The sequence below is a fragment of the Dermacoccus sp. NHGro5 genome (assembly GCF_017565385.1).
Classification (GTDB): domain Bacteria; phylum Actinomycetota; class Actinomycetes; order Actinomycetales; family Dermatophilaceae; genus Dermacoccus; species Dermacoccus nishinomiyaensis.
The window spans coordinates 1-24,387 of the sequence record NZ_JAGEKQ010000001.1 but is presented as its reverse complement, the minus strand read 5'-3'; the positions used below and the strand labels follow the sequence as shown (position 1 = coordinate 24,387).

General features: G+C 69.4%; 26 protein-coding genes. 20 read left to right on the top strand and 6 right to left on the bottom strand.

Annotation, left to right across the window (positions count from 1 at the left end):
* Positions 1–120 precede the first annotated feature (120 nt).
* From J4Z35_RS00130 to J4Z35_RS00120, 3 genes are all read left to right on the top strand, one after another.
* Positions 121–621 carry an amino-acid N-acetyltransferase gene (locus J4Z35_RS00130; protein WP_038569464.1) on the top strand — a complete coding sequence of 167 codons (501 nt, stop codon included), beginning with the start codon at positions 121–123 and terminating at the stop codon, positions 619–621.
* A 157-nt stretch (positions 622–778) separates the two neighbouring features.
* Positions 779–2,233: a gluconate:H+ symporter gene (locus J4Z35_RS00125; RefSeq protein WP_144694252.1), complete on the top strand. Its 1,455-nt coding sequence runs from the start codon at positions 779–781 to the stop codon at positions 2,231–2,233.
* 160 nt (positions 2,234–2,393) lie between these two features.
* Complete coding sequence (locus J4Z35_RS00120; protein WP_131941679.1) at positions 2,394–2,981, top strand: gluconokinase; 588 nt, start codon at positions 2,394–2,396, stop codon at positions 2,979–2,981.
* A gap of 88 nt (positions 2,982–3,069) precedes the next feature.
* Here J4Z35_RS00120 and J4Z35_RS00115 read toward each other — a convergent pair whose 3' ends face one another.
* The 6 genes from J4Z35_RS00115 to J4Z35_RS00090 all read right to left on the bottom strand — a co-directional run bounded on the left by J4Z35_RS00115 (position 3,070) and on the right by J4Z35_RS00090 (position 9,309).
* Positions 3,070–3,966, bottom strand: a complete 897-nt coding sequence (locus tag J4Z35_RS00115; RefSeq protein ID WP_136788514.1) for an A/G-specific adenine glycosylase — start codon at positions 3,964–3,966, stop codon at positions 3,070–3,072.
* A complete protein-coding gene (disA, locus tag J4Z35_RS00110; protein WP_136788515.1) occupies positions 3,963–5,060 on the bottom strand; it encodes a DNA integrity scanning diadenylate cyclase DisA in 1,098 nt (365 codons plus the stop codon). The genes J4Z35_RS00115 and disA overlap by 4 nt, the downstream gene beginning before the upstream one ends.
* Positions 5,061–5,192: 132 nt before the next feature.
* Positions 5,193–6,038, bottom strand: a complete 846-nt coding sequence (locus J4Z35_RS00105) for a CoA ester lyase (protein ID WP_144694250.1) — start codon at positions 6,036–6,038, stop codon at positions 5,193–5,195.
* A 358-nt stretch (positions 6,039–6,396) separates the two neighbouring features.
* Positions 6,397–7,776 (bottom strand): DNA repair protein RadA, encoded by a 1,380-nt coding sequence (gene radA / locus J4Z35_RS00100; RefSeq protein WP_074040205.1) that lies wholly within the window; start codon positions 7,774–7,776, stop codon positions 6,397–6,399.
* A gap of 186 nt (positions 7,777–7,962) precedes the next feature.
* A complete protein-coding gene (locus J4Z35_RS14780) occupies positions 7,963–8,124 on the bottom strand; it encodes a type II toxin-antitoxin system HicB family antitoxin (RefSeq protein ID WP_237723987.1) in 162 nt (53 codons plus the stop codon).
* A 333-nt stretch (positions 8,125–8,457) separates the two neighbouring features.
* The gene (locus J4Z35_RS00090) at positions 8,458–9,309 is read right to left on the bottom strand and encodes a hypothetical protein (protein WP_038569458.1); all 852 of its coding nucleotides are present in this window, start codon (positions 9,307–9,309) and stop codon (positions 8,458–8,460) included.
* Positions 9,310–9,397: 88 nt separating this feature from the next.
* Here J4Z35_RS00090 and J4Z35_RS00085 point away from each other — a divergent pair, with 88 nt between their 5' ends.
* The 17 genes from J4Z35_RS00085 (at position 9,398) to J4Z35_RS00005 (ending at position 24,337) form a co-directional block, all read left to right on the top strand.
* Entirely contained in the window at positions 9,398–10,249 is an 852-nt protein-coding gene (locus J4Z35_RS00085) for a hypothetical protein (protein WP_074040207.1), read from the top strand.
* An 18-nt stretch (positions 10,250–10,267) separates the two neighbouring features.
* Positions 10,268–11,191, top strand: coding sequence for a Ppx/GppA phosphatase family protein (locus J4Z35_RS00080; RefSeq protein WP_074040209.1), 924 nt, complete (start codon positions 10,268–10,270; stop codon positions 11,189–11,191).
* On the top strand, positions 11,188–11,994 hold the full coding sequence (locus J4Z35_RS00075) for a sugar phosphate isomerase/epimerase (RefSeq protein ID WP_074040211.1): 807 nt from the start codon (positions 11,188–11,190) through the stop codon (positions 11,992–11,994). Before J4Z35_RS00080 ends, J4Z35_RS00075 begins: the two co-directional genes overlap by 4 nt.
* A 92-nt stretch (positions 11,995–12,086) precedes the next feature.
* Entirely contained in the window at positions 12,087–13,031 is a 945-nt protein-coding gene (locus J4Z35_RS00070; RefSeq protein WP_136788517.1) for a hypothetical protein, read from the top strand.
* A 1-nt stretch (position 13,032) separates the two neighbouring features.
* Positions 13,033–13,842, top strand: a complete 810-nt coding sequence (proC, locus tag J4Z35_RS00065) for a pyrroline-5-carboxylate reductase (protein ID WP_006943993.1) — start codon at positions 13,033–13,035, stop codon at positions 13,840–13,842.
* Positions 13,843–14,107: 265 nt separating this feature from the next.
* Positions 14,108–14,665 (top strand): GNAT family N-acetyltransferase, encoded by a 558-nt coding sequence (locus J4Z35_RS00060; protein ID WP_006943987.1) that lies wholly within the window; start codon positions 14,108–14,110, stop codon positions 14,663–14,665.
* 4 nt (positions 14,666–14,669) lie between these two features.
* Positions 14,670–15,866 carry an acetoin utilization protein AcuC gene (locus J4Z35_RS00055; RefSeq protein WP_115296970.1) on the top strand — a complete coding sequence of 399 codons (1,197 nt, stop codon included), beginning with the start codon at positions 14,670–14,672 and terminating at the stop codon, positions 15,864–15,866.
* A 236-nt stretch (positions 15,867–16,102) separates the two neighbouring features.
* Positions 16,103–16,201, top strand: coding sequence for an AURKAIP1/COX24 domain-containing protein (locus J4Z35_RS00050; RefSeq protein WP_003792170.1), 99 nt, complete (start codon positions 16,103–16,105; stop codon positions 16,199–16,201).
* 85 nt (positions 16,202–16,286) lie between these two features.
* Entirely contained in the window at positions 16,287–16,589 is a 303-nt protein-coding gene (locus J4Z35_RS00045; RefSeq protein ID WP_006944000.1) for a glutaredoxin family protein, read from the top strand.
* A 196-nt stretch (positions 16,590–16,785) separates the two neighbouring features.
* On the top strand, positions 16,786–17,460 hold the full coding sequence (locus J4Z35_RS00040; protein WP_136788518.1) for a redox-sensing transcriptional repressor Rex: 675 nt from the start codon (positions 16,786–16,788) through the stop codon (positions 17,458–17,460).
* Positions 17,457–18,758: a glutamyl-tRNA reductase gene (locus tag J4Z35_RS00035; RefSeq protein WP_136788519.1), complete on the top strand. Its 1,302-nt coding sequence runs from the start codon at positions 17,457–17,459 to the stop codon at positions 18,756–18,758. Before J4Z35_RS00040 ends, J4Z35_RS00035 begins: the two co-directional genes overlap by 4 nt.
* Positions 18,755–19,738, top strand: a complete 984-nt coding sequence (gene hemC / locus J4Z35_RS00030; RefSeq protein WP_208065230.1) for a hydroxymethylbilane synthase — start codon at positions 18,755–18,757, stop codon at positions 19,736–19,738. Before J4Z35_RS00035 ends, hemC begins: the two co-directional genes overlap by 4 nt.
* A complete protein-coding gene (locus J4Z35_RS00025; protein WP_208065229.1) occupies positions 19,735–21,384 on the top strand; it encodes a bifunctional uroporphyrinogen-III C-methyltransferase/uroporphyrinogen-III synthase in 1,650 nt (549 codons plus the stop codon). Before hemC ends, J4Z35_RS00025 begins: the two co-directional genes overlap by 4 nt.
* Positions 21,384–22,349 (top strand): porphobilinogen synthase, encoded by a 966-nt coding sequence (gene hemB, locus J4Z35_RS00020; RefSeq protein ID WP_208065228.1) that lies wholly within the window; start codon positions 21,384–21,386, stop codon positions 22,347–22,349. Before J4Z35_RS00025 ends, hemB begins: the two co-directional genes overlap by 1 nt.
* Positions 22,350–22,755: 406 nt before the next feature.
* Complete coding sequence (locus J4Z35_RS00015; protein WP_006943682.1) at positions 22,756–23,376, top strand: superoxide dismutase; 621 nt, start codon at positions 22,756–22,758, stop codon at positions 23,374–23,376.
* Between the two features lie 200 nt (positions 23,377–23,576).
* A complete protein-coding gene (locus J4Z35_RS00010) occupies positions 23,577–23,756 on the top strand; it encodes a hypothetical protein (protein WP_208065227.1) in 180 nt (59 codons plus the stop codon).
* Positions 23,757–23,884: 128 nt separating this feature from the next.
* Positions 23,885–24,337: a hypothetical protein gene (locus J4Z35_RS00005; protein WP_208065226.1), complete on the top strand. Its 453-nt coding sequence runs from the start codon at positions 23,885–23,887 to the stop codon at positions 24,335–24,337.
* Positions 24,338–24,387: the final 50 nt, after the last annotated feature.

The following is a 24,387-nucleotide window of genomic DNA, read 5'->3' as shown; positions in this document are numbered from 1 at the left end:
GGCCCGCCTCCCTGGGGGGAGGCGGGCCGCACCGTCGTGTTCTCGTCGGGTGGGCTTGACGGGGTTCGTCAGCTGGGACGCGCGGCTGCGGCCCCGAAGCGAGTGCCTAGGGTGGAGTGCATGAGTTCCGTCGTGCTTCGCCGTGCCCGCGCCGCCGATGTGCGAGGCATCCGACGGCTCGTGACGCCGTACGTGGAGTCGAAGGCGATCGTCGACAAACCGGCCGTCAGCTACTACGAGAACCTGAGCGAGTTCATCGTCGCCGAGCTCGACGACGACATCGTCGGATGCGGTGCGCTGCACGTCATGTGGGAGGACGTTGCAGAGGTGCGAACGCTCGCCGTGTCCGGCGACGTCCGCGGCCACGGCGTCGGAGGGCGCCTGCTCGACGCCCTCATCCACCAGGCGCGCATCATCGGCGTCGACCGCGTGTTCTGCCTGACGTTCGAGACCGCCTTCTTCGCGCGCCACGGGTTCGTCGAGATCGAAGGCATCCCGATCGAGCGAACCGTCTACGACGAACTGCTGCAGTCGTACGACGAAGGTGTCGCCGAATTCCTCGACCTCGACCGCGTCAAGCCCAACACCCTCGGCAACACGCGCATGCTGCTGACGCTCTGACGATCGGAAGAGCGCGGTTGAGCAAAACGTTTGTTGTCCATTCGTTAGCCGATGCAGAGGTGCATGCATGGGTTCGACGACTACTGTGAGCCGGTTGGCCGTTCTTGGACGAGTGGCCGCGCCTCATTGACCACCCATCAGGGAAGGGCCATCGCACATGGTTCACCTTCTTGCAGCGGACGCGACCGGGCCGATCTCCCACGCGTCGTCCGGGCAACTCACCCTCGCGGCGCTCGCCGGCATCGCCGTCGTCGTCCTCGCGATCAGCGCGTTCAAGCTCCACCCGTTCCTCGGCCTCATCCTCGGCAGCGCGGCGCTCGCCGCCGTCGCCCAGGTGCCAGGCAAGCCCGCCGTCGACAGCTTCACGACCGGTTTCGGCAAGACCGCCGGCTCCGTCGGTCTGCTCGTCGCCCTCGGTGCGATGATCGGTCAGCTGCTCGCCGACTCCGGCGGCGGCAACGCGATCGTCGACAAGCTCGTCGGCGGCGTCAAGGCCGCCGCACTGCCGTGGATGATGGCGCTCGTCGCCGCGATCATCGGCCTGCCGATGTTCTTCGAGATCGGCGTCGTCCTGCTCATCCCGATCGTCCTGTCGGTCGCGCGCCGCACGAAGCAGCCGGTGCTGCTCATCGGCATCCCGGCCCTCGCCGGCCTGTCGGTGCTCCACGGTTTCGTGCCGCCGCACCCCGGCCCCGTCGCCGCGATCGAGGCCGTCCACGCCAACACCGGCCGCACCCTGCTGTTCGGCATCATCGCCGCCATCCCGACGCTCATCGTCGCCGGCCCGCTGCTCGGGCGCCTCGTCGCGCGTCTCGTGCCCGTCGATGCTCCTGCGGCGCTCGCTGCCGACGGCTCGGTCCGCGACGCGGGTTCGGGCGCGCATGGCGGTGGCGAGCACGACGGCGCCACCGCCGTCGACGCGAAGAACGACACGACGCCCACGCGTCGCCCGTCGTTCGGTGCAGCGATCACGTGCATCCTGCTGCCCGTCGTCCTCATGCTCATCTCGGCCATCGCCGAGATCGCCGGCATGAAGAAGGGCACGGCGCTGTCCGTCATCGAGTTCCTCGGCAACCCGCCGGTCGCGCTGTTCATCTCGACCATGGTCGCGATGATCCTGCTCGGCAAGGGCGCCGGCCTGTCGATCGCGAAGACGAACGGCATCATGAGCGCGGGCCTGCCCGCCGTCGCCGGCATCATCCTCATCGTCGCCGCCGGCGGCGGCTTCAAGACGCTCCTCGTCGACGCGGGCGTCGGCAACGTCATCAAGGACTGGGCAGACGGCAGCAACTTCTCTCCGCTGCTGCTCGCGTGGCTCGTCGCCGTCGGCATCCGTCTCGCGACGGGTTCGGCGACGGTCGCGACGATCACCGCCGCCGGCATCGTCGCGCCCATGGTCGCCCACCTCGACGCCAACCAGCTCTCCCTCGTCGTGCTCGCGATCGGCGCCGGCTCGCTGTTCTTCAGCCACGTCAACGACGCCGGGTTCTGGCTCGTCAAGGAGTACTTCGGCCTCAGCGTCGTGCAGACCCTCAAGTCGTGGTCGCTCATGGAGACGGTCATCTCCGTCGTCGGCTTCGCCTGCGTCTGGATCCTGCACCTCATCGTCTGAGACGCAGGGCGCTCGCACTCACCGAACCCCCTTGCGCGCAGATGCACCCGGGTGCATCTGCGCGCAAGGGGGTTCGTCGTCCAGGGGCACCGATGTCCACGAACGGGCCGGTGGCCAGAGCCAGTTCTCGGGTGAAGAATCGAACGTTAAGGTGAAAGGCATGAGCACACAACCGCAGCCCCAGTTCGTCATCGTCATGGGCGTCTCGGGCTCGGGCAAGACGACCGTCGCGACGGGTCTGGCCGACGCCATGGGGTGGACGTACGTCGAGGGCGACGACCTGCACCCGCAGGCCAACGTCGAGAAGATGCGCGCCGGCATCCCGCTGACGGACGAGGACCGCTGGCCGTGGCTGACGAAGATCGGCGAGTGGATCGACGAGCACGAGAGCCTCGGCAAGAGCGCCGTCATCACATGCAGTGCGCTCAAGCGCAGCTACCGTGAGCTGCTCCGCGAGGGGCGCCCGACGGTGTCGTTCTGCCACGTCGACGTCTCGCGCGAGCAGCTCGAACAGCGTCTCGCCGAGCGCAAGGGTCACTACATGCCGGCGTCCCTGCTGCAGAGCCAGCTCGACACGCTCGAGCCGCTGCAGGCTGACGAGCCGGGCACCACCGTCGAGGCGAAGGGCGGGCAGGAAGCGGTTCTCGCCGAGGTGATGGAATCGCTCCACCTCCACGCGCCGGCCAACCCCGAGGCTGCGTACGTCAAGCCGACCGACGCCGGGCCACACGCCGATCACGCGAGCTGACGCTTCACTGACCGACCGACGATGTTGCCCGGGTTCCGGGGCGCCCGCGCCCCGAAACCCGGGCAACATCGTCGTCTGAGGGGGTGGCTCAGCGGCGGCCGGGCAGCGCGAACAGCTCGTCGTCGAGGGGGTCGACGAGACCGTCCTCGATGAGCGATGAGAGGCAGCGCTCGCGCTGGGCGTCGTCGTCCCAGGCCTCGTCGAGGCGGGCGCGTTCGACGGGGCCGTGCGCCTCGCGCAGCACCGCGAGCAGCTTGCCGCGCACCATCCGATCGGTGCCGGCCCAGGCCTGCCCACGCCGGGCGGGGCCGTCGTAGACGGGCGCGCCCGCGAGCTGCCAGGCGCAGGCGTCGATGATCGGGCAGGTGCCGCAGGCGGGGGCCTTCGCGGTGCACACGACCGCTCCGAACTCCATCGACGCGGCGTTCCACAGCACGTGATCGTCCTGCGGCAGCAGCAGCGCGGCGAGTCGGCGTTCTGCGGCGCTCAGGTTGGGTCGGGGGAACTCGACGCCGGTCACCGTACGCGCCTCGACGCGTCGGATGTTCGTGTCGATGACGGTGACGCGCTCACCGAACGCGAACGACGCGACGGCCGCTGCCGTGTACTCGCCGACGCCGGGCAGCGCGAGCAGGTCGTCGTGCGTCGACGGCACCTCGCCGCCGTGCCGTTCGACCATCGTGACGGCGGCGTCGTGCAGCCGCAGGGCACGACGCGGGTAGCCGAGGCGGCCCCAATGGCGGACGGCCTCGCCTGGCGCGGCGGCCGCCAGGTCCGACGGGGTGGGCCAGCGCTCGAGCCATTCCTGCCAGATCGGAGCCACGCGCGCGACGGGCGTCTGCTGGCTCATGACCTCGGACAGGAAGATGCCCCACGGTGTCGTGTCGGGGGAGCGCCATGGCAGCGGGCGCGCGGCATCGAGGAACCAGGCGTTGAGACGTGCGACGAGGTCGTCGCGCTGTGCCTCCGGAAGCAGCGTGCTCACACGTAGCGTTCGAGGATGCTGCTCTCGGCGAGGCGCGAGAGCCCTTCGCGCACGGCGCGGGCGCGCGATTCGCCGACGCCGTCGACGGTGAGCAGGTCGTCGAAGTCCGCGGCGAGCAGGGCCTGCAGGCTGCCGAAATGGTCGACGAGTCGGTCGATGATTGCGCCGGGCAGGCGCGGCACCTTCGACAGCAACCGGTAGCCGCGCGGAGTGACGAGGGCGTCGAGCGCGTCACCCGCGACGGCGAAGCCGACCGCGCGCGCGTTGGCGCTGATGTCGATGAGGTCGTCGTTGCTCAGCGAGGCGAGGTTCGCGTCGGCCTGTTCGAGCGTGTAGCCGTCGCGTGAGGATTCCAGGTAGTCACGGATGACGAGTTCACGGTCGTTGCCGAGGGCGCCGATGAGTTCCTGCAGCTGCAGGTCGATGAGGCGTCCGTCGGTGCCGAGTTCGACGACGTAGGAGGAGATCTCCTCGCTGATGCGCCGCACCATCTCGAGGCGCTGCAGCACCTGGGCGACGTCACGCACCGTCACCAAGTCTTCGATCTCGAGAGCGGAGAGGGAGCCAGTGACCTCGTCGAGGCGCTTCTTGTACCGCTCGAGCGTCTGCAGCGCCTGCCCGGCGCGCGACAGGATCGCGGGCGAGCCCTCGAGCACGTGACGCATGCCGCCGACGTACACGGCGATGATCTGCATCGACTGGCTGACGGAGATGACGGGGAAACCGGTCTGCTTCGCGACACGTTCGGCCGTGCGGTGACGGGTGCCGGACTCGCGCGTCTCGATGCTCGAATCGGGGACGAACTGGATCGCCGCACCGATGATCTTCTCCAGGCCAGAGCTGACGACGATGCCGCCGTCCATCTTCGCGAGTTCGCGCAGGCGCGTCGCGGAGAAGTCGATGTTGATCGGGAAGCCGCCCGTCGAGATCTTGTCGACGACGTCGTCGTGCCCGACGACGATGAGCGCTCCGGTGCGCCCGCGCAGGATGCGTTCGAGAGCGTCGCGCAGTTCGGTGCCGGGAGCGATGGCGGCGAGGGTCTCCCAGAGCAGGGCCTCGTTGGATCGCTCAGTCACACTTGCCTCTTTTGCCATGACCCACCTGCTCGTCTCGTTCCTCACCCACCGTGAACTCTACTGACTGCGGGTGCGCGCGAGCACGCGCCGACATCACATCGTGACGTGGCGGCGCGCACCCACCCGCTCAGGTGTCGCGATGTCTGCTGATCAGACCGTCCAGAGCCCGTAGGACTCACCGAGATTGCGGATCTTCTGCGCTCGTGCCAGGCGCGGCGCGTAGCTGCCGTCGCGTGTACCGCCGCCGTGCTCGTGCGAGTCGAGCAGTTCGGCGGCCCACTCGATCTCAGAGTGGCTGGGGGACAGGCCACGGTTGATCGGGTCGGTCTGGTCGATGCGCAGCGTCAGCTTGCCCGTCATGCCCATGTTCTGGGTGACCTTGCACGCCTCGAGCAGCTCGTCCTCGGAGTCGGTGAGGGTCGGGCCGTCGATCGGGCCGGGCAGCTGGCCGACGCGGGAGGCGACGACGAGCTTGGAGCGCGCATACGCGAGCGCCATCGGGTCGGCGCCCGCGCCGGTGTCGCGGCGGAAGTCGCCGACACCGAACGCGAGGCGGAAGGTGCCCGGGGCGGACGCGATCGACGTTGCGTTCTCGATGCCGATGGCCGACTCGACGAGCGCGAGGACGGGGGTTCCCGGGTTGAGGCGCATCGCCGTCAGCGTGACGTGCTCGGGCTTCTCCGTCTTCGCCAGCATGACGCCGCGCAGGCCGGGGATGCCGTGGAGGGCGTTGAGGTCGTCCTCCCAGAACTCGGTGTTGATGTCGTTGATGCGCACCCAACCGGTCGCGCCGTCCTCGAGGGCCTTGACGACGTTGTCGCGCGCCGTGGACTTGTCGGACGCAGGCGCGGCATCCTCGATGTCGAAGATGACGGAATCGGCCTCGGAGGCGAGGGCCGCGTCGAAGAGTTCGGGCTTCATGGCGCTGGCGAGCAGCCAGCTACGGGACAGCTGCGCGGGCAGAGCGGCAGCGCGGGCGTTACGTCCGGAAAACACGTCTGGTTCATCCTCAGGTCGTCGTCGTACTCGGCGCAGCCATGCGGCGCGCTCGATGCCTCTGGCACCTTAGTGCCGGGTTTGGGTTACTTCGCAGTACCGATCGCGGCCTGTGATGGTGGCCACACGTGGTGAGGGGTTGTCTTCCAGGTTAGGGAAACCGTGGCCGGGGTGGGTGGATGGATCACGTCGTGGTCGGTGGGGGTGCTGATGGTCGCCTGGGGTGTCTCGGGCGTGGTGGCGGGGCGGCTGCGTCGCGTGGGTGAGGATGGGTCAGTCGTGACTGAATCGTCGGGACGTAAGTGACTCAACTGGCCGGTGGGAATCCGGGCCCTCGGGGCATCGCTGACCGGGCCGCTCAATCACCTGATGCCGTTCCGACGGCACGCATCGCCGAGCCGAGGTCGGCGCACTCGGCGATGCGCATGCCCGCGGGGGTCTTCTCGGTGCCGAGCGACCCGGCGGGAATGATGGCCTTGTCGAACCCGATGCGCGCCGCCTCGGTGAGACGTCGCGCCACACCGCTGACGGCGCGGATGTCTCCCGAAAGTCCCACCTCGCCGACGGCGATGAGCCCCGCCGGCAGCGGTTTCTCCTGCGCCGAACTGAGCAGGGACAACGCGACGGCGAGGTCGGACGCCGGTTCGCTCAGCTTCGCGCCACCGACCGTCGAGACGTAGCAGTCGGCACGGCTGACGGGGGCACCCGCGCGGCGTTCGAGAACGGCGAGGATCATCGCGGTCCTCGAGGAGTCGACCCCTGACGTCGTGCGGCGCGGCGAACCACCTGCCGACGGCGCGACGAGCGCCTGTACCTCCGTCACGAGTGGTCGGCGACCCTCGAGCGTCACCGTGACGCACGTACCAGCGACGGGCTTGTCGCGCGAGGTGAGGAACAGTGAGCTCGGGTCCGACAGACCCTGGATGCCGCCGTCGGACAGGTCGAAGCAACCGACCTCGTCGGTCGGCCCGTAGCGGTTCTTGACCGCGCGCACGAGCCGCAGACGCGAGTGACGTTCGCCCTCGAAGGTGATGACGACGTCGACGAGGTGCTCCAACAGACGGGGGCCGGCGATCGAACCGTCCTTCGTCACGTGCCCGACGAGCACCGTCGAGATGTTGCGGGCTTTCGCCACCTGGATGATGGCGGCCGCGACCTCGCGCACCTGCGAGACGTTGCCGGCCGAACCGTCGACCTCGGCGCTCGCGATCGTCTGCACGGAGTCGATGACGAGGAACGTCGGTTGGACCGCATCGATGTGCGCGAGCACGGTGGCGAGGTCGGTCTCGCTCGCGAGGTAGAGCGTGTCGGCGACCGCGTCCGTGCGGTCGGCGCGCAGACGCACCTGCGCCGCGGATTCCTCGCCGCTGACGTAGAGCACCTTCGTGTCAGCGCGCGCCGCGCGCGCGGCGACGTCGAGCAGCAGCGTCGACTTGCCGATGCCCGGCTCTCCCGCGACGAGCATGACGGCGCCCGGTACGAGGCCACCACCCAGGACGCGGTCGAACTCGCCGACGCCCGTCGTCGTGACGGACGCCTTCGTCGCGTCCACGTCGCCGATCGGCTTGGCCGGGTTGGCCACCTTCGACGCGGCCTGGGTGCGAACGGCGACGGGCCCGCCGACCTCCTCGACGGTGCCCCACGCCTGACACTCACCGCATCGCCCGACCCACTTGACCGTCTGCCACCCACACTCGGTGCAGCGGTACGTCGTTCGCTTCGAAGCCTTGCTCGCCATGGTCGAAACCCTAGACGCGAGCGCCGACAACCCCGGAATGGCGGGTAATCCTGCGCTCAGCCGCCCCGGGAGCGTCCTTCGCCCCCTCAGCCACCACCGTCGCGATGTTGTGTCATCAAAGCGTGAAATGGCGCGCGTTCACGACGCAACATCCGCAGACTCGGGAGGCAGTCACGCCACAGCTCGTCACGTCGCCAGTTTGCTCACGACGTATTGGTTGAGGCTGACATTCTGTTGGGCCGACTCCCGCGCCAGTCGACGGTGAAGCTCCTGCGGCAGTCGGACGTTGAACTTTCCCGAGTACGTCCGTCGCGAAAGAGGCGGCGGTTCTTCACCCGACGTGCGCATGTCGGTCAGGTCATCGTCCACCAAGGTGGTGATGCCCGGTGAGCGCGGCCGTCTGGGAGTCGGCCAGCCATGAGAGCGAGGGGAACTCTGCGCAGGTGGCAACGAACGCGCCATCTTCCGATGACCAGAACACGCGGTAGTCGTACTCGGCGGCAGAGGGGACGGTCGCGTTCACGGCACAGTGCTCCCCTGGGGCTTGGCGGCGGCGTCGAGGGCTCGCTTCGCCCGTCGCCACATCCCAATGTTTCCACGGTCACGGTACTGAACGCCAAGGTGTGAGCCGACCATGCCTGCCGCCCCACCGAGCACGACATCCTCATGCACGACAGCGCGTCAGCGGCCCTGCGCCTCCAGCGTCGCGGGATGCACGTACAGCGGCAGCAGGTCGCGTCCGGCAGGTGTGACGGCCAGCGCGGCAGCCGCTGCGAGGTGCGCCTCGCAGTACGTGACGAGCACGTCGTAGGCGGCCTGGCCCATGAGCTCGACCAATTCGGGTCGCTGCGAGACGTAGACCGGCTCGGCTCCCACGTGCGCCTCGGAGTTGCCCGAGCAGTACCAGTCGAGGTCGTGCCCGCCCGAACCCCATCCGCGACGGTCGTACTCGGCGATCGTCGTCTCGAGATACTCCTCACCGTCGGGCAGCGTCACGCGACGATACGAACGTCGGATCGGCAACTGCCAGCACACCTCGGGCTTGAGCGACCACGGCTCGACGCCCGTCGCCCACGCCTTCTGATGCAGCGCGCAACCCAGGCCGGGGCCGGCCGTCCTCACGTCGTCCGAACCCTCCACCGACGAGGTGACGTCACCGAATCCCGGCCGGTTCAAGAAGATGCAGGCACCCTCGACGACGCGCGTCTTGCGGTCGCCGTCCTCGTCGACCTCGACCCAGCCGTCAGCCGAGTGGCCCTCGTCGTAGAACTGCCATTCGTCGCGGGTCAACGTCTTCATGACCGACGCGGTGTGCGCCTCGTCCTCGTCGCCGGTGAAGTGCGCGCCGAGCACGCAGCATCCCAGGTCGGGCTTCGACGCATCGATGCCGCAGCATCCGTCGCCGAACGTGCACGTCCAGTTCGACGTCAACCACGTGAGGTCGCAGCGGAAGCGCTCGACGGCGTCCGCCTCGCTCGCCGGGTCGTCGAACTCGACCCAGGTGCGCGGTATCTCGAGATCGCATTCAGCCACGCCCGCGATGATAGGTGCTCACCGCCCGGCGCGGGTATCGTCGAGGTTCCGCCGCAGACACCCGCGACGCCGACAGGGGAGGCCACGCATGACCTCGCGCACGAGCCTCGCTGCCGGCACCCTCGCACTCTCCCTGCTGACCGGGTGCAGCGCCCTCACGACGCGCAGCGCCTCGAACCCCACCTCGAGTTCGACGACGAGCCCCGCCACCACGCCCGCGGCCCGGATGGCGCAGAGCGGCATCGCCGAGAAGGTCGGGTCGCAACCGCGCACGCAGTCGAAGGGCGGCGCGATGGTCGTCGCCGTTACCAACGCCGTCATCCCCTCCGGGATCGTGACGGCGAGTGAGCGCGCCGTCTCCGCCGTGCGCGGCCTCGACCGTCACGCCTCTGCGAACCCGTTGCTCGTCGTCGTGCCGCGCGATGACGCCGACTTCAAGAAGTACACGGGCACCGAGCCGGGCAGCCAGCTCGCGAGCACGGTGACGCGCGGCGGCACGTTGCCGTTCGTCGTCGTCGCGCCGTGGACGGTGCGTCACGCGAACGACGTGGCGGCCCGCGAGACGCTCGCACACGAGGCGTTCCACGCCCTCACGCTCGAGAAGCTGCGCGAGACGCGGCCGCTGTGGCTGCTCGAGGGGTGGGCCGAGTACGTCGGCCAGAAGCTCGTCCCGCAGGCGCCGCACAAGCGCACCGACATCCGTCCGCATCTGCCGAGCGACGAGGAACTGCGCGGCGCGAACGCCGCCGACGCGTACTACGTGGCGTTCACGTTCGCGCGTTTCCTGCGCGACACGTACGGCAACGGCGCCGTCATGGCGTTCTACACCGACGCCGTCACGACGACGACCGACATCGAGACCCTCGCGCAGCGGCACTTCCACAAGGGCTTCACCCAGCTGGAGACCGACTACGACGCCTGGTACCCCACGTTCCGCTGAGCCGGATACCCTGCGACCATGCGCCTCGGAGTCATCGACGTCGGTTCCAACACCGTGCACCTGCTCGTCGTCGATGCGCACCCCGGCGCCCAGCCGTTGCCCGCGATGTCGCACAAGCGCGTGCTGCGCCTGTCCGAACACGTCACCGCCGACGGCTTCATCGACGCATCCGGTATCGCCGATCTGACGCAGTTCGTCGGCGAATGCGTGACGATCGCCGAAGACGCCGGCATCAGCGAACTCATGTCGTTCGTGACGTCCGCGGTGCGCGAGGCGCCCAACGGTCAGGCCGTCCTCGATCATGTGCGTGAGCACACCGGCCAGGAGCTGCGCGTGCTGACGGGCGAGGAGGAGGCGCGCGTGACGTTCCTCGCCGCGCGCCGCTGGTTCGGCTGGTCGAGCGGGCGCCTGTTCGGCATCGACATCGGCGGCGGCTCGCTCGAACTCGCGACGGGTATCGACGAGACGCCCGACACCGCCGTCAGTCTGCCGCTGGGGGCCGGGCGCCTCACGCGTGAGCTGGCGGGCGATCCGCCGTCCGCGGAAGATCTGCGCGCCCTGCGCACGCGCGTGCGCGCCGAGATCGCCGGCGTCGCACTGGATCTGACGCGCTGGGGCACACCTGATCGCACCGTCGGCACGAGCAAGACGATCCGTTCCCTCGCGCGCCTGATGGGGGCCGCGCCGTCGAGTGACGGCCCATTCGCGCCGCGCTCGCTCGCCCGCGCAGGCCTCAGCGACCTCGTCCCGCGGCTCGCGGCGATGACGGCGACCGAACGCGCGCAGCTGCCCGGCGTCAGCGTCGAACGCAGCGCGCAGGTGCTCGCCGGTGCCGTCGTCATCGAGGCGACGATGGATCTGTTCGACGTCGACTCCCTCGACGTGTGCCCCTGGGCGTTGCGCGAGGGGCTCATCCTGCGCCGATTGGACGCGCTGGCGTGAGCATCCGCGTCGGTCTGTCCACCGCGTCGTGCTACCCGTTGAGCACGGCGGCGGCCTTCCGCATCGCCGCCGAACTGGGCTACGACGGCGTCGAGGTCATGGTCTGGACCGAGCCGGCGAGCCAGGACGCGCGGGCCCTGCGCGAGCTGTCCGAACGTCACGGCGTGCCGATCCTGTCGATCCACGCCCCGACGCTGTTGCTCACGCAACGTGTCATGGGCAACGAGCCGTGGGGCAAGATCGACCGTTCCGTCGACCTCGCGCGCGACGTGGGAGCCGGCACGGTCGTCCTGCACCCGCCGTTCCGGTGGCAGAAGGAGTACGCGACGGGGTTCGTCGACGGCGTCGCGGAGCGCGAGGCCCGCCACCCGGAGATCAAGCTCGCCGTCGAGAACATGTTCCCGTGGCGCGCTCGCGGACGCGAGGTGCAGGCGTACCTGCCCCACTGGGATCTGCGGCGCAACCACTACGCGCACACGACGCTCGACCTGTCGCACACGGCGACGTCCGGCAGCGACGCCATCGCCGTTGCCGAAGAACTCGGCGACCGCCTCAGCCACATCCACCTCGCCGACGGGCTCGGCTCCTACAAGGACGAGCACCTCGTTCCGGGGCGCGGCACGCAGCCGTGCGCGCAGATGCTCGAGATGCTCGCGCGTGACGAGTTCGGCGGCGACGTCGTCGTCGAGGTCGGCACGCGACGCCTGTCCGACGAAGACCGGCTCGTCGACCTCGCCGAGGCGCTCGCGTTCGCGCGGCTGCACCTCGCGATCGGGGCCGGACGCATCAGTTCGCCGTTCTGACGAACCCGCCCCGTGCAGCCGCGAGACGGTGTGCCGACGCACGGATGGGCCACGTAGGCTGGGTCGAAACGTCGACGAAGGAGGTGGCGCCGATGCCGAAGTACTCGTTCGGTCCGCGTCTGCCCGCAGCCACGTCGAAGGTCGTCTCGGCGGCGTCGCGTGGGCCGATCGCGCGCGCCGCGGCGAAGTCGCTCGTCGCCGGTGAGAGCATCGACGACGCCATCCGCCTCACCGACGAACTCACGAGCGCAGCAGCCGCCACTACCGCTGAAAGCCCCGACGAACATCCCCGTATCTCGTGGCGCCCGCTGCTCGTGCCGCCGGCGAGCACGGACGACCTGCTCACCGTCCAGGCCGACACGATCGGCGCAGTGAGCGCGCTCGCCGCGACCGGCGCGCCGTCACCGGATCTGACGATCGACGTCGGCACGTTCGGCGTCTTCGCCGATGACGTCTCGGGCGGCGTCCTCATCAACAGTCTGCGCGAGGTCGGGCAGGCCGCGCGCAACGCGGGGGTGACGCTGACGCTCACCGTCACCGACCCCGTCTACATCCAGGCCGTCTACGTGCTCGGCGACGAACTGCGCCAGGATTTTCCGGAGACCGGCATCGTGCTGCCCACCCGCCTGCGCGGCGCGTCCGACGACCTGAGCGACCTCGCCACGAACGGGCGTCGCGTGCGTCTGACGACGGAACGCCTCGACGCCGCGCTCGGCATGACATCGGCGCGCGAGAGCGGCAACGCGTTCGTCGACATCACGAAGGCGCTGCTCGACGCGCAGGCCGTCACGGCTTTCGACACCGACGACGCGCTGCTGCTCGACATCGCCGCCTCCCTCGTGCGCCGCCATGACGCGCAGGGCGCCGAGGTCGTCACCCCGCTCGGCGTCACGGCCCCGACCCACCACGATGACGCCTTCGCGCGCCGCGTCGTCGTCCCGTACGGCCCGATGTGGTCGACATACGTCGCGAGCGCGCTCGCGGGACGGCCGTCGTTGGCACTGACGCTGCCCAACCCCGTTCGACGCAGGAGATGACATGACGAAGTCCGCCCGCCGCATCGCGTTCATCGGCACCGGCAACATGAACGAGGCCGTCATGGCCGGCGCTCTCGCAGGCGGTTTCGACGCGGATGACGTCGTCGCCACGTCGCGTCGCGAGGAGCGTGGCGCGCAGTTGCGCGAGAAGTACGGCGTCGCAACGATGACGTCGAACCCCGACGCCGTCGCGAGCGCCGAGACGGTCGTGCTCGGCGTGAAGCCGTACCAGCTCGACGACGTGCTCGAGGAGATCGGCCCGCATCTCGCGGACGGCGCCGTCGTCGTCAGCCTCGCCGTGGGGCGATCGACCATCTCGCTCGAGGAGCACCTGCCCGACGGCGCCGCGGTCGTCCGCGTCATGCCGAACACTCCCGCGATGGTCGGGGCGGGCATGCACGCGGTGACGCCCGGCGCACACTGCGACGACGACCAGCTGGCGCGCGCGAAGACGCTCCTCGCCGCGTCGGGCGACGTCATCACGGTCGCCGAGAAGGACCACGACGCCGTGACGGCGGTCTCCGGCAGCGGCCCGGCGTACCTGTTCTACCTCGCCGACGCGATGATCGAGGCGGGCGTCCTGCTCGGCCTGCAGCGCGATGTCGCGCACCGGCTCGCCGTTCAGACGATCGTCGGCGCGGGCACGATGCTCGCGGAGTCGGGGGAGTCGCCCGTCCAGCTGCGCGAGAAGGTCTCGAGCCCCGGCGGGACCACGATCACGGCGCTCGCCGAACTCGACCAGCGGGCCGTGCGCGCGGCGATGGTGGCGGCGATGAAGGCCTGCCACGACAAGTCCGCGTCGATGGGTTGAGCTCGTAGGGCTCGATCGGCGGGAAGAACCAGCAGGGAAGAATCAACACGGCTGAATCAGTGGGGCGTGTCGTTCGTGCGACGCTTCGGCGCTTCCTCGACTCGCTTCCGTCCGCCCCTCGATCGCTCGTTCACCCGATGTTCACCCATCCAAGAACGTTGACGGGCAAGCAGATTGCGCGCCTCATCGCGGCCGCTGCCCCCGGCATCCGGCGCACGGCCCCCCCAGCGCCCATCGGCTCAGCCAAACGTGGTTCGATATGCGTATGACTGCGTTGACTGTACGAACCCTTGGCGAAGACGACTGGCAGATCTACCGCGACGTTCGCCTGAGCGCTCTCGAGGAGTCGCCCGAGGCCTTCGCGGCGTCGTCGTCCGCCGAGAAGCAGCTCGACGAGAGCGCGTGGCGTCGACGCATGGCGCGTGCGCGCCGCATCCTCGCGACCGACGAGAACGGCGACAAGGTCGGCGTCGTCTCGCTCCGCAGCGATGTGCGTGACGACGAGGAGTCGCCGTACGGCGAGCTGTTCGGCCTGTGGGTCACGCCCGACGCGCGTGGCACGGGCGTCGCCGTCGCGCTGCTCGAAGCTGTTCTCGAGCAGGCGCGCAAGGAGAACCTGGGCGCCGTCATCTACTGGGTCGGCACCGACAACGCGCGTGGTGTGGCGTTCGCGTCGAGCCGCGGTTTCCTGCCGACCGAGCACCGTCGTCCGATGAACCCGAACTCGTCCGACACCGAGTCCGAGGAAGAGGCTGCGTTCGTCTACCCGGTCGGTGCCGACGAGACCTCCATCCCGAGCGACGTCCTCGACGCGCGTCACTGACGTCATGCCCCACCCGACCCTCGTCATCTGGGACGCCGCGCTGACGCGGTACGACTTCGGTGAGGGTCACCCGATGAACCCTCTGCGGCTCGCGCTGACTGCGCGCCTCGCGGAGGGTCTCGGCGTTCTGGGGCATGTCGACGTCGAGGCGCCGCGCCTGCCCGACGGAAGCGACGAGTTCCTCCTCAGCGTCCACTCGCGCGCGTACGTCGACGCTGTCGAGGCCGCATCGGCGAACCCGGCGGACGCCGATACGTCGTTCGGTCTGGGCACGGAGGACGACCCGGCGTTCGTCGGCATGCACGACGTCTCCGCGCTCATCGCGGCCGGTACGCTGCGCGCCGTCCAGGCCGTGCACACCGGTGAGTACGAGCACGCGGTCAACTTCACCGGCGGCCTGCACCACGCGATGCCCGACGCGGCGAGCGGTTTCTGCATCTACAACGACGCGGCGATCGGCATCCAGTGGTTGCTCGATCAGGGCGTCGAGCGCGTCGCGTACGTCGACATCGACGTCCACCACGGCGACGGCGTCGAGAAGACGTTCTGGAACGACCCGCGCGTGCTGACGATCTCGATCCACGAGTCGGGCACCGTGCTGTTCCCCGGCACCGGCTTCGCCCGCGACTGCGGCGGGCCCGAGGCCGAGGGCATGGCCGTCAACGTGTCGCTGCCGCCCGGCACGGGCGACGCCGAGTGGCTGCGCGCGCTGCACGCCGTCGTCCACCCTGTCGTGACGGCCTTCGCGCCGCAGGTGCTCGTCACCCAGCACGGTTGCGACTCGCACTACTCCGACCCGCTCGCGCACATGGTGCTGACGGTCGACGCGCAGAAGATGGCGCATCAGTCGCTGCACGAGCTCGCGCACGACGTGTGCGACGGGCGCTGGGTCGCGCTCGGCGGCGGCGGGTACGAGCTCGTCGACGTCGTCCCGCGCTCGTGGACGCACCTGACGGCCATCGCCGCCGATCACCCGATCCCGCTCGAGACGCCGACGCCGGACGAGTGGCGCCGCCACGTCGAGGCCATCACGGGGCGCACGGCGCCGACGAAGATGGGTGACGGTGTCGCCGAGAACGACGACGTATGGTTCCAGTCGTGGGCCTCCGGCATGCATCCCGAGTCGCAGGTCGACCAGGCCGTCATGGCGACACGTGAAGCCGTCTTCCCGCATCATGGCCTCGACGTCTGGTTCGACTGACGTCCACCTTGCCCGGCAGTGACGACCCGTGGGCGATGGGCGCGAGCGCCACGACGGGACGTCGAAGCACTCGCCGGTGAACGGCGCGTCACCCCCACGAGTCGCGCAGCAAAACAGCAGACGATAGGATGGCTCAGATATTCCCGTGGCCGACCCACCTCGCGGTGGGGCAGGAACGCACCGGCGAATGTCGGCACGGGCATCGCCAAGGACAACAGGTAAGGAACGGTTCACTCATGGGCTCCGTCATCAAGAAGCGCCGCAAGCGCATGGCCAAGAAGAAGCACCGCAAGCTGCTTCGCAAGACGCGTCACCAGCGTCGCAACAAGAAGTGACCTGATCACTCTTGACGCTCCAGGTCCCTGCCGCCCCGCGGCAGGGGCCTGTTGCATGCTCGGGGCATGCTCCTAGGCTGATGCGATGAACGTCTCCCCGCTGCGACGCGCTCTCGGGCGCACCCCCGATGATGCTGTGAGAAGAATCACCCTCATCACCAAGCCCGGCTGCCACCTGTGCGACGACGCGCGCGCCGTCGTCGAGAAGGTCGCCGCCGAGACGGGCGCCGAGGTGGAGGAGATCAACATGCTCGAGCAGCCCGATCTCGTCGCGAAGTATGCCGAGCAGATCCCCGTCACGCTGGTCGACGGCAAGCAGCACGACTACTGGCGCGTCGACGAGGATCGGCTGCGCCGCGCCGTCACGGGCGGGCGTCGGCGGAGGTAGGGACCAAGGTCCCGTCGCGTCGAAATGGCCCTCATTCCGCGTCATCACGCGGACGTGAACGACGTCACGCCACTTTGTGCCTCGGTGCACAAGGTCTAAGCTCGGGGGGTCCCGCGAACGCCTGTGCGGGCGTTTGGTATACGCGCCCCGCACCGCGAAGTGAGCGCGTGAGCCCCGAGGAAAGGCCGTAGCTGCCGTGAGCACCGAGCACGTAGAGCGCCGGGAGATTCCCGACGCCACCGTGAATCGGCTACCGGTGTATCTACGCGTGCTCAACGAGCGCGCCGCGGTGGGGCAGGAGCGAATCTCCTCCGAGGCGCTCGCCGAGCAGGCCGGGGTCTCCTCCGCCAAGCTGCGCAAGGATCTGTCGGCCCTCGGCTCGTACGGCGTGCGCGGTGTCGGCTACGACATCGTCACCCTCGCCGACCACGTCGCCGGCGCTCTTGGCCTCGAGCGCGAGTGGTCCGTCGCCATCATCGGCATGGGCAACCTCGGGCGTGCGCTCGCGACGTACGGCGGCATCGGCGTCAAGGGCTTCGACATCAAGTGGCTCATCGACGACGACCCCCGCGTCGTCGGCACGGACGTCGGCGGCCGCGTCATCGTCCCGTTCGAGGCGCTGCGACCCGAGCCGGGCGAGGGCGTCATCGGCATCATCGCGACGCCCGCCACCGCGGCGCAGCAGGTCGCCGACCGCCTCGTCGTCGCCGGTGTGCGCAGCATCCTCAACTTCGCCCCCACCGTCCTGACCGTGCCCGCCGACGTGCAGGTGCGCGGCGTCGACATGGCGGGCGAACTCCAGATCCTCGCGTTCCGTGAGCAGCACTCACGCCTCGCCCGCTCTCGCACCACGAAGGAGCTCCTGGCATGAGCGTCATCGTCCTCGGCCTGTCCCACCGCTCGGCGCCACTCGCGGTGCTGGAGCGTGCCTCTCTCGACCCCGCAGGTCAGCAGGCGCTGCTCGAGCGGCTGCTTGCGGGGGAGAACGTCGACGAGCCGATCGTGCTGTCGACGTGCAACCGCGTCGAGGTGTACGCCGATGCGACGACGTTCCACGGCGCCGTCACCGAGATCGGTGAGGCGCTCGCCGCCGCGACGGGTGTCGGCCTCGGCGAGCTGCGTGAACACCTCTACGTCCACTTCGACGAACGCGCCGTCGCGCACCTGTTCAACGTCGCCGCCGGGCTCGACTCACTCGCGGTGGGGGAGAGCCAGATCCTCGCCCAGCTGCGCGAGAGCCTGCGCGAGGGGCAGCGCTCCGGGCGCATCGGCCCCGTCATGTCGCGGCTCGTGCAGCAGGCGCTGCGCGTCGGCAAGCGCGTGCACTCCGAGACGGGCATCGACACCGTCAGCCGCTCCCTCGTCGAGCGCGCCCTCGACCTGTCGGGCAACATGCTCGGCGACCTGACGGGTGTGCGCGCCGTCGTCGTCGGGGCGGGCGCCATGAGCTCCCTCGCCACCCACACGCTCGTGCGTCACGGTCTTGGCGAGGTGACGGTCGTCAACCGCACGTTCGACGCCGCCCGCCGCCTCGCCGACGCCGCCGGCTGCGCCGCGCGCCCCATCGACGAACTGCCCGACGCCCTCGCCGCCGCCGACCTCGTCGTGTCGTGCACCGGCGCTGTCGGCCACGTCATCGACGCGACGCTCGCGGCTCGCGCGAATCCTGAAGGGCGCCCCCAGGTCTACGTCGACCTCGCGCTGCCGCGCGACATCGCCGACGAGGTCTCCTGCGTGCGCGGCGTCGCCGTGCTCGGCCTCGGCGACCTCGGCCCGCAGGTCGAGGGCGAGCCCGGCGCGGAGGCGGAGATCAAGGCCGTCCAGGACCTCGTGACGAGCGAGGTCGCCGCCTACGTCGTCGCGCGCCGCGCCGAGCGCGTCGCCCCGACCGTCGCGGCGCTCCGCGCCAACGCCGCCGACATCGTCGCCGCCGAGTTGAGCCGCCTCGACAGCCGCGTCGACCTCGACGAGACGACTCGCGCGCAGGTGCAGCTGACGGTGCACCGCGTCGTCGAAAAACTCCTGCACACGCCCACGGTGCGGGTGAAAGAACTTGCCAGCCAGGGTGGTGCTGTCGGTGAGAGTGATTACGCCGCAGTGCTCTCCGCCCTCTTCGACCTCGACCCCGCGCAGACGCGCGTCGTCACGGTTCCCCCGGAGATGCCATGAACAGCCAAGCAGCCGACGCCGCGCCGATCCGCCTGGGCACCCGACGCAGCCACCTCGCGATGACGCAGTCGACGTGGGTGGCCGAACAGTTGCGCGCGCACGGCCACGCCGTCGAGATCGTCGAGATCACGACCGAGGGCGACGTCAACCGCGCCTCGCTGGCGCAGATGGGCGGCACGGGCGTGTTCGCCGCCGCCATCCGCCGCGCACTGCTCGAGGATGAGGTCGACATGGCCGTGCACTCGCTCAAGGACCTGCCCGTCGCGCCCGAACCGGGCCTCGTGATCGCCGGCATCCCCGTGCGCGAGGACCCGCGCGACGCCCTCGTCGCCCGTGACGGTCTGACGCTCGGCGAACTGCCCGCAGGCGCCGTCGTCGGCACTGGTTCGCCGCGACGTGCCGCGCAGCTGCAGGCGCTCGGGCTCGGCTTCGAGATCCGCGACATCCGCGGCAACATCGACACGCGCATGGGCTACGTGACGAGCGGAGAACTCGACGGCGTCATCCTGGCGCGCGCCGGGCTGACGCGTGTCGAACGCACCGGCGCCATCAGCGAGACGATCGACCCGCTGCAGATGCTGCCCGCCCCCGGCCAGGGCGCGCTCGGGCTCGAATGCCGCGAGGGTGACGCACGCGTCATCGCCGCGCTCGCGGAGCTCGACGACGCCGACACGCGCGCCGCCGTCACCGCCGAGCGCGCCGTGCTCGGCGCCCTCGAAGCCGGCTGCGCGGCACCGGTCGGCGCGCTTGCGGAGATCGTCGAAGAGACCGACGGCTCGCTCGAGATCTCACTGCGCGCCTTCGTCGGTGCGCCCGACGGCTCGTTCGAGCTGCGCCGCAGCGACGTCGGCTCCTACGACGACCCGGTCGCCGTCGGGGAGGCGCTCGCCCGCACGCTGCTCGACGACGGCGCGGGCGCCGTCATCCCGCCGCGCGAGACACCGAATCCCACGACGAGCACGAAGGAGGCAGGCGCATGAGCACCGACCAGCACCACGCGAGGGTGGCCTTCGTCGGCGCGGGCCCGGGCGACCCGGGCCTGTTGACGATGCGCGCCGCGCGCCTCATCGAGAACGCGGACGCGGTGATCTTCGACCAGATCTGCGGTGAGCGCTTCGTCGCGCCGTTCGTGCGCGACGAGGTCGAGCTCGTCGACGCAGGCTATGGCGACGCGGGCGCGCAGCTCACCACCGCGAGCCGCGCGAAGCTCGTCGTCAAGACCGCGAAATCCGTTGCAGCGCAGCATGATGACGCCGACAGCTCGGCTCGAGGTGGCGAGCAGCCGCTCGTCGTGCGCCTCATGGACGGCGACCCGTCGACGTTCCACGGCCTCGCCGAAGAAGCGCTCGCGTGCTCCAAGGCGGGCATCGACTTCGAGATCGTCCCGGGCGTCTCGGCCGTATCCGCGGTGCCCGCGTACGCGGGCGTGCCGCTGACGGACGCGAAGGCGCGCACCGTCCACGTCGTCACCGCCGGCGACCCGAAGATCGACTGGGCGCGTTCGATCGACGCGTGCATCACCGTCGTCGTGCTCGGCCAGGCCGACGCGCTCAAGACGTCGCTGTGCCAATTGCGCGAGGCCGGCCGACGGGGCAACACGCCCGTCGCGCTGACGGAGAACGGCACGACGATCACGCAGTCGACGGTGACGACGACGCTGGACGAGGTGCCCGCCGTGCTCAAGCGAGCCTCGTTCGACGGGCCCGTCATGGCGATCGTCGGCTCGACGGTCGCGCACCGCGACCTGCTGTCGTGGTGGGAGAACAAGCCGCTGTTCGGCTGGAACGTGCTCGTGCCGCGCACGAAGGAGCAATCGGGTTCGATGATCGAGCGTCTCGCGACGCACGGTGCGACGAGCACCGTCGTGCCGACGATCAGCGTCGAACCGCCGCGCACGCCGCAGCAGATGGAGAAGGCCGTCAAGGGCCTCGTCACGGGGCGCTACGAGTGGGTCGGATTTACGTCCGTCAACGCCGTGCGCGCCGTGCGCGAGAAGTTCGCCGAGTTCGGGCTCGACGTGCGCGCGTTCGCGGGCGTCAAGATCGCCGCCGTCGGCGGGGTGACGGCGAACGCGCTGCGCGAGTGGGGCCTCGAGGCCGACCTGACGCCGTCGGGTGAGCAGTCGGCACAGGGTCTGCTCGAGGTGTGGGCCGAATATGACGAGGATCTCGACCCGATCAACCGCGTCTTCCTGCCGCGCGCCGACATCGCGACGGACACGCTCGTCGCGGGCCTCGAGGAGATGGGTTGGGAGGTCGACGACGTCACCGCGTACCGCACGGTGCGCGCGGCCCCGCCCGCGCCGGAGGTGCGTGAGGCGATCAAGTCGGGCAAGTTCGACGCCGTGTGCTTCACGTCGAGTTCGACGGTGCGCAACCTCGTCGGCATCGCCGGAAAGCCGCACACGTCGACCGTCGTCGCGTGCATCGGCCCGGCGACGGCTAAGACCGCCGAAGAGCACGGGCTGCGCGTCGACGTCGTCGCGCCCGAGGCGTCGGCGGCGTCCCTCGTCGACGCTCTCGCCGGCTACGGCCGGTCGCTGGCCCACGAGGCCGCGGAGTCTGGGGAGAAGGTACGCCGCCCGAGCGATCGACGCGGGGCGGCCCGACGAAAGGTGAAGGCCTGATGGGTAGCTACGATCTGACGCACCGTCCGCGGCGGCTGCGCACTTCGCCGGTGATGCGCGACATGGTCGCCGAGACGGTCGTCTCGCCGTCCGACCTCATCCTGCCGGTGTTCGTGCGCGAGAACGCTTCGGAGAACACGCCGATCGCATCGATGCCGGGCGTCGTGCAGCACACGCTCGACTCGCTCGTCGCGGAGGCGATGCGCGCGCGTGACGCCGGCATCGCAGGCGTCATGCTGTTCGGCGTGCCGGAGTCGAAGGACGCCGTGGGTTCGGGTGCGCTCGATCCTGACGGCATCCTCAACGTCCGGCTGCGTGCCGTGCGTGACGCCGTCGGTGACGACCTGCTCGTCATGGGTGATCTGTGCCTCGACGAGTTCACCGACCATGGTCACTGCGGGGTTCTCGACGACGCGGGCCGGGTCGACAACGACGCGACGCTCGACGTGTACGCGCAGATGGCGGTGGCGCAGGCGCAGGCCGGTGCGCACGTGCTCGGCCCGAGCGGCATGATGGACGGCCAGATCGGTGTCATCCGTGCGGCGCTCGATCTGTCGGGGCACGACGACGTCGCCGTCATGGCGTACTCGGCGAAGTACGCGTCGGCGGCGTACGGCCCGTTCCGTGAGGCCGTGCAGAGTTCGTTGCAGGGTGATCGCGCGACGTATCAGCAGGATCCGCGCAACCGCACCGAGTCGTTGCGTGAGGCGATGCTCGACGAGGAGCAGGGCGCCGACATCCTCATGGTGAAGCCCGCGCTGCCGTACCTGGACGTGTTGTCGGACGTCGCGGCTGCCGCGACGGTGCCGGTCGCGGCGTATCAGGTGTCGGGTGAGATGGCGATGATCGAGGCTGCGGCAGCGAACGGTTGGATCGATCGTGAGCGCATGATCCGCGAGTCGTTGACGTGCATCAAGCGTGCCGGCGCGTCGATCATCTTGACGTACTACGCGCTGACGATCTAGCTCGTTGGGGCCTGAGCTTGCGAAGGTTTTTTATCGAGCGTTGAGGAAGCGCGTCAAAAAAATCGTGCGCTGACGATCTGGCTCGTTGGGGCCTGAGGTTGCGAAGGTTTTAACGAGCGTTGAGGAAGCGCGTCAAAAAGATCGTGCGCTGACGATCTGGCTCGTTGGGGCCTGAGGTTGCGAAGGTTTTAACGAGCGTTGAGGAAGCGCGTCAAAAAGATCGTGCGCTGACGATCTGACGCGTGCTGACGACCGATCGGGCGCCCAGCCCATCTCGTCACGCATGACGAGAGGCCACGAGTTGTTGCTCGTGGCCTCTCGCGCTTCCCGTCCCAGGTGCGACTGTATCGCATCTGACGAGGTATGCCTTAGTTGCGACTTCGTCGCAGGTGGGTAGCGTGGGGTCATGGCTGACTACTCGCTCCCGGAACTTCCCTACGACTACGCAGCTCTCGAGCCCTACATCTCGGGCGAGATCATGGAGCTGCACCACGACAAGCACCACGCGACGTACGTCAAGGGCATCAACACGGCCGTCGACCAGCTGTCGGAGATGCGTGACAAGGAGGAGTTCACGTTCCTCGGCACGCTGGAGAAGAACCTGGCGTTCCACCTCGGTGGCCACGTCAATCACTCGGTGTTCTGGACGAACATGTCGCCTGACGGTGGTGACAAGCCCGTTGGTGATCTCGCGGCTCGTATCGACGCCGACTTCGGTTCGTTCGACAAGTTCCGCGCGCAGTTCGAGGCCAACGCCCTCGGTGTGCAGGGCTCCGGCTGGTCGGTGCTGACGTGGGACATGGTCGCGCAGAAGCTGTACATCGTTCAGCACTTCGACCACCAGGGCAACGTGCCGATCTGCATGGTTCCGCTGCTCATGCTCGACATGTGGGAGCACTCGTACTACCTGCAGTACAAGAACGACAAGGCGACGTTCGTCAAGCAGTGGTGGAACATCGTCAACTGGGCTGATGTGCAGGCGCGTTTCGAGAAGGCGTCGAAGCAGACGCCCGGTCTCATCGTCTGACCGCTGCATCAGTCATCGACTCAAGGGTTGAGGAGGTTCGCGCTCCATGGGGCGCGAACCTCCTCAACCCTTGTCGGCGTCCGCGGCCGCCGTCCCCAGCGGTGACGGCTGCGGGCGTCATCGTCAAGGGGGTAGGCCCCGTCCCCAGGGTGAGCCGACGTCGATGGCGCCGGGCGCGGCGTGCGCGTCAGGCTGGATCCATGACTGGGGAGCGAGTGAGTGCAGCTCAGGTGGCGGCTGACCTGGCCGTGGCCTCGTGCGGCGTCGTCGGCCGAGCTCAGTTGCGCGAGCGCGGCATCGAGCGTCACTACGTGCGTACGCTCGTGCGCCGGGATGCTGCGGGCCCGCGAAAGGCGCGGTTCGGCCTGGCGACGGCGTGAGTGAGCATCGTGTTCGCCACGTGCCGCCGCTGCACGCCCCTCCCGTTCCGTGAGCGCGCGAGGACGTCGCGGCCATTCGTGCCGCCTCTTTCGCCGCCACGGATCACGCGGCCGGGGCGCTGCTCGCGATGACGGTGCAACAGCGCCTCACCACACCTGAGCGGCTCTCTACGGCGTCGCAGATGCACCCCACGCTGCGGCGACGACGCGTCATCGCCGGGTTCATCCGCGACATCGGCGGTGGGTCGCAATCCATCGACGAACTCGCCTTCGTCGCGCACCCGCGTCGACGCCGGTCTCCACTGCCGGATCGTCAGGTCGTGCGCCAGGGCCCCGACGGGGGCTGGTACCTCGATGCACGCTGGAACGCCGACGGCCGCGTCGCCGAGATAGACGGCGCACACCACCAGGGCGGCGCCAACCCGATCACCGACGCGCTGCGGCAGAACGCCGTCGCCCTCGACGTCGATCGCGTCCTGCGCATTCCCGACATCGGCCTGCGCAGCGACCCTGATGCGTTCCTCGACCAGATCGAAGCCGCACTCATCGACGCAGGGGTTGTGGAGGTTCGTGCTCCATGAAGCACGAACCTCCACAACCCCTGGGGTTGCTTGATCGTCGTCAGGCCTTT

Coding starts and splice junctions, on each gene's coding strand:
- disA (WP_136788515.1), bottom strand. CDS start 5,060: ATGGCAAAAGAGGCAAGTGTGACTGAGCGATCCAACGAGGCCCTGCTC.
- J4Z35_RS00085 (WP_074040207.1), top strand. CDS start 9,398: ATGACCTCGCGCACGAGCCTCGCTGCCGGCACCCTCGCACTCTCCCTG.
- proC (WP_006943993.1), top strand. CDS start 13,033: ATGACGAAGTCCGCCCGCCGCATCGCGTTCATCGGCACCGGCAACATG.
- J4Z35_RS00070 (WP_136788517.1), top strand. CDS start 12,087: ATGCCGAAGTACTCGTTCGGTCCGCGTCTGCCCGCAGCCACGTCGAAG.
- J4Z35_RS00055 (WP_115296970.1), top strand. CDS start 14,670: ATGCCCCACCCGACCCTCGTCATCTGGGACGCCGCGCTGACGCGGTAC.
- J4Z35_RS14780 (WP_237723987.1), bottom strand. CDS start 8,124: ATGCGCACGTCGGGTGAAGAACCGCCGCCTCTTTCGCGACGGACGTAC.
- J4Z35_RS00005 (WP_208065226.1), top strand. CDS start 23,885: ATGACGGTGCAACAGCGCCTCACCACACCTGAGCGGCTCTCTACGGCG.
- J4Z35_RS00015 (WP_006943682.1), top strand. CDS start 22,756: ATGGCTGACTACTCGCTCCCGGAACTTCCCTACGACTACGCAGCTCTC.
- J4Z35_RS00035 (WP_136788519.1), top strand. CDS start 17,457: ATGAGCGTCATCGTCCTCGGCCTGTCCCACCGCTCGGCGCCACTCGCG.
- J4Z35_RS00050 (WP_003792170.1), top strand. CDS start 16,103: ATGGGCTCCGTCATCAAGAAGCGCCGCAAGCGCATGGCCAAGAAGAAG.
- J4Z35_RS00060 (WP_006943987.1), top strand. CDS start 14,108: ATGACTGCGTTGACTGTACGAACCCTTGGCGAAGACGACTGGCAGATC.
- J4Z35_RS00010 (WP_208065227.1), top strand. CDS start 23,577: ATGACTGGGGAGCGAGTGAGTGCAGCTCAGGTGGCGGCTGACCTGGCC.
- J4Z35_RS00125 (WP_144694252.1), top strand. CDS start 779: ATGGTTCACCTTCTTGCAGCGGACGCGACCGGGCCGATCTCCCACGCG.
- hemB (WP_208065228.1), top strand. CDS start 21,384: ATGGGTAGCTACGATCTGACGCACCGTCCGCGGCGGCTGCGCACTTCG.
- J4Z35_RS00080 (WP_074040209.1), top strand. CDS start 10,268: ATGCGCCTCGGAGTCATCGACGTCGGTTCCAACACCGTGCACCTGCTC.
- J4Z35_RS00045 (WP_006944000.1), top strand. CDS start 16,287: ATGAACGTCTCCCCGCTGCGACGCGCTCTCGGGCGCACCCCCGATGAT.
- J4Z35_RS00025 (WP_208065229.1), top strand. CDS start 19,735: ATGAGCACCGACCAGCACCACGCGAGGGTGGCCTTCGTCGGCGCGGGC.
- J4Z35_RS00130 (WP_038569464.1), top strand. CDS start 121: ATGAGTTCCGTCGTGCTTCGCCGTGCCCGCGCCGCCGATGTGCGAGGC.
- J4Z35_RS00120 (WP_131941679.1), top strand. CDS start 2,394: ATGAGCACACAACCGCAGCCCCAGTTCGTCATCGTCATGGGCGTCTCG.
- radA (WP_074040205.1), bottom strand. CDS start 7,776: ATGGCGAGCAAGGCTTCGAAGCGAACGACGTACCGCTGCACCGAGTGT.
- hemC (WP_208065230.1), top strand. CDS start 18,755: ATGAACAGCCAAGCAGCCGACGCCGCGCCGATCCGCCTGGGCACCCGA.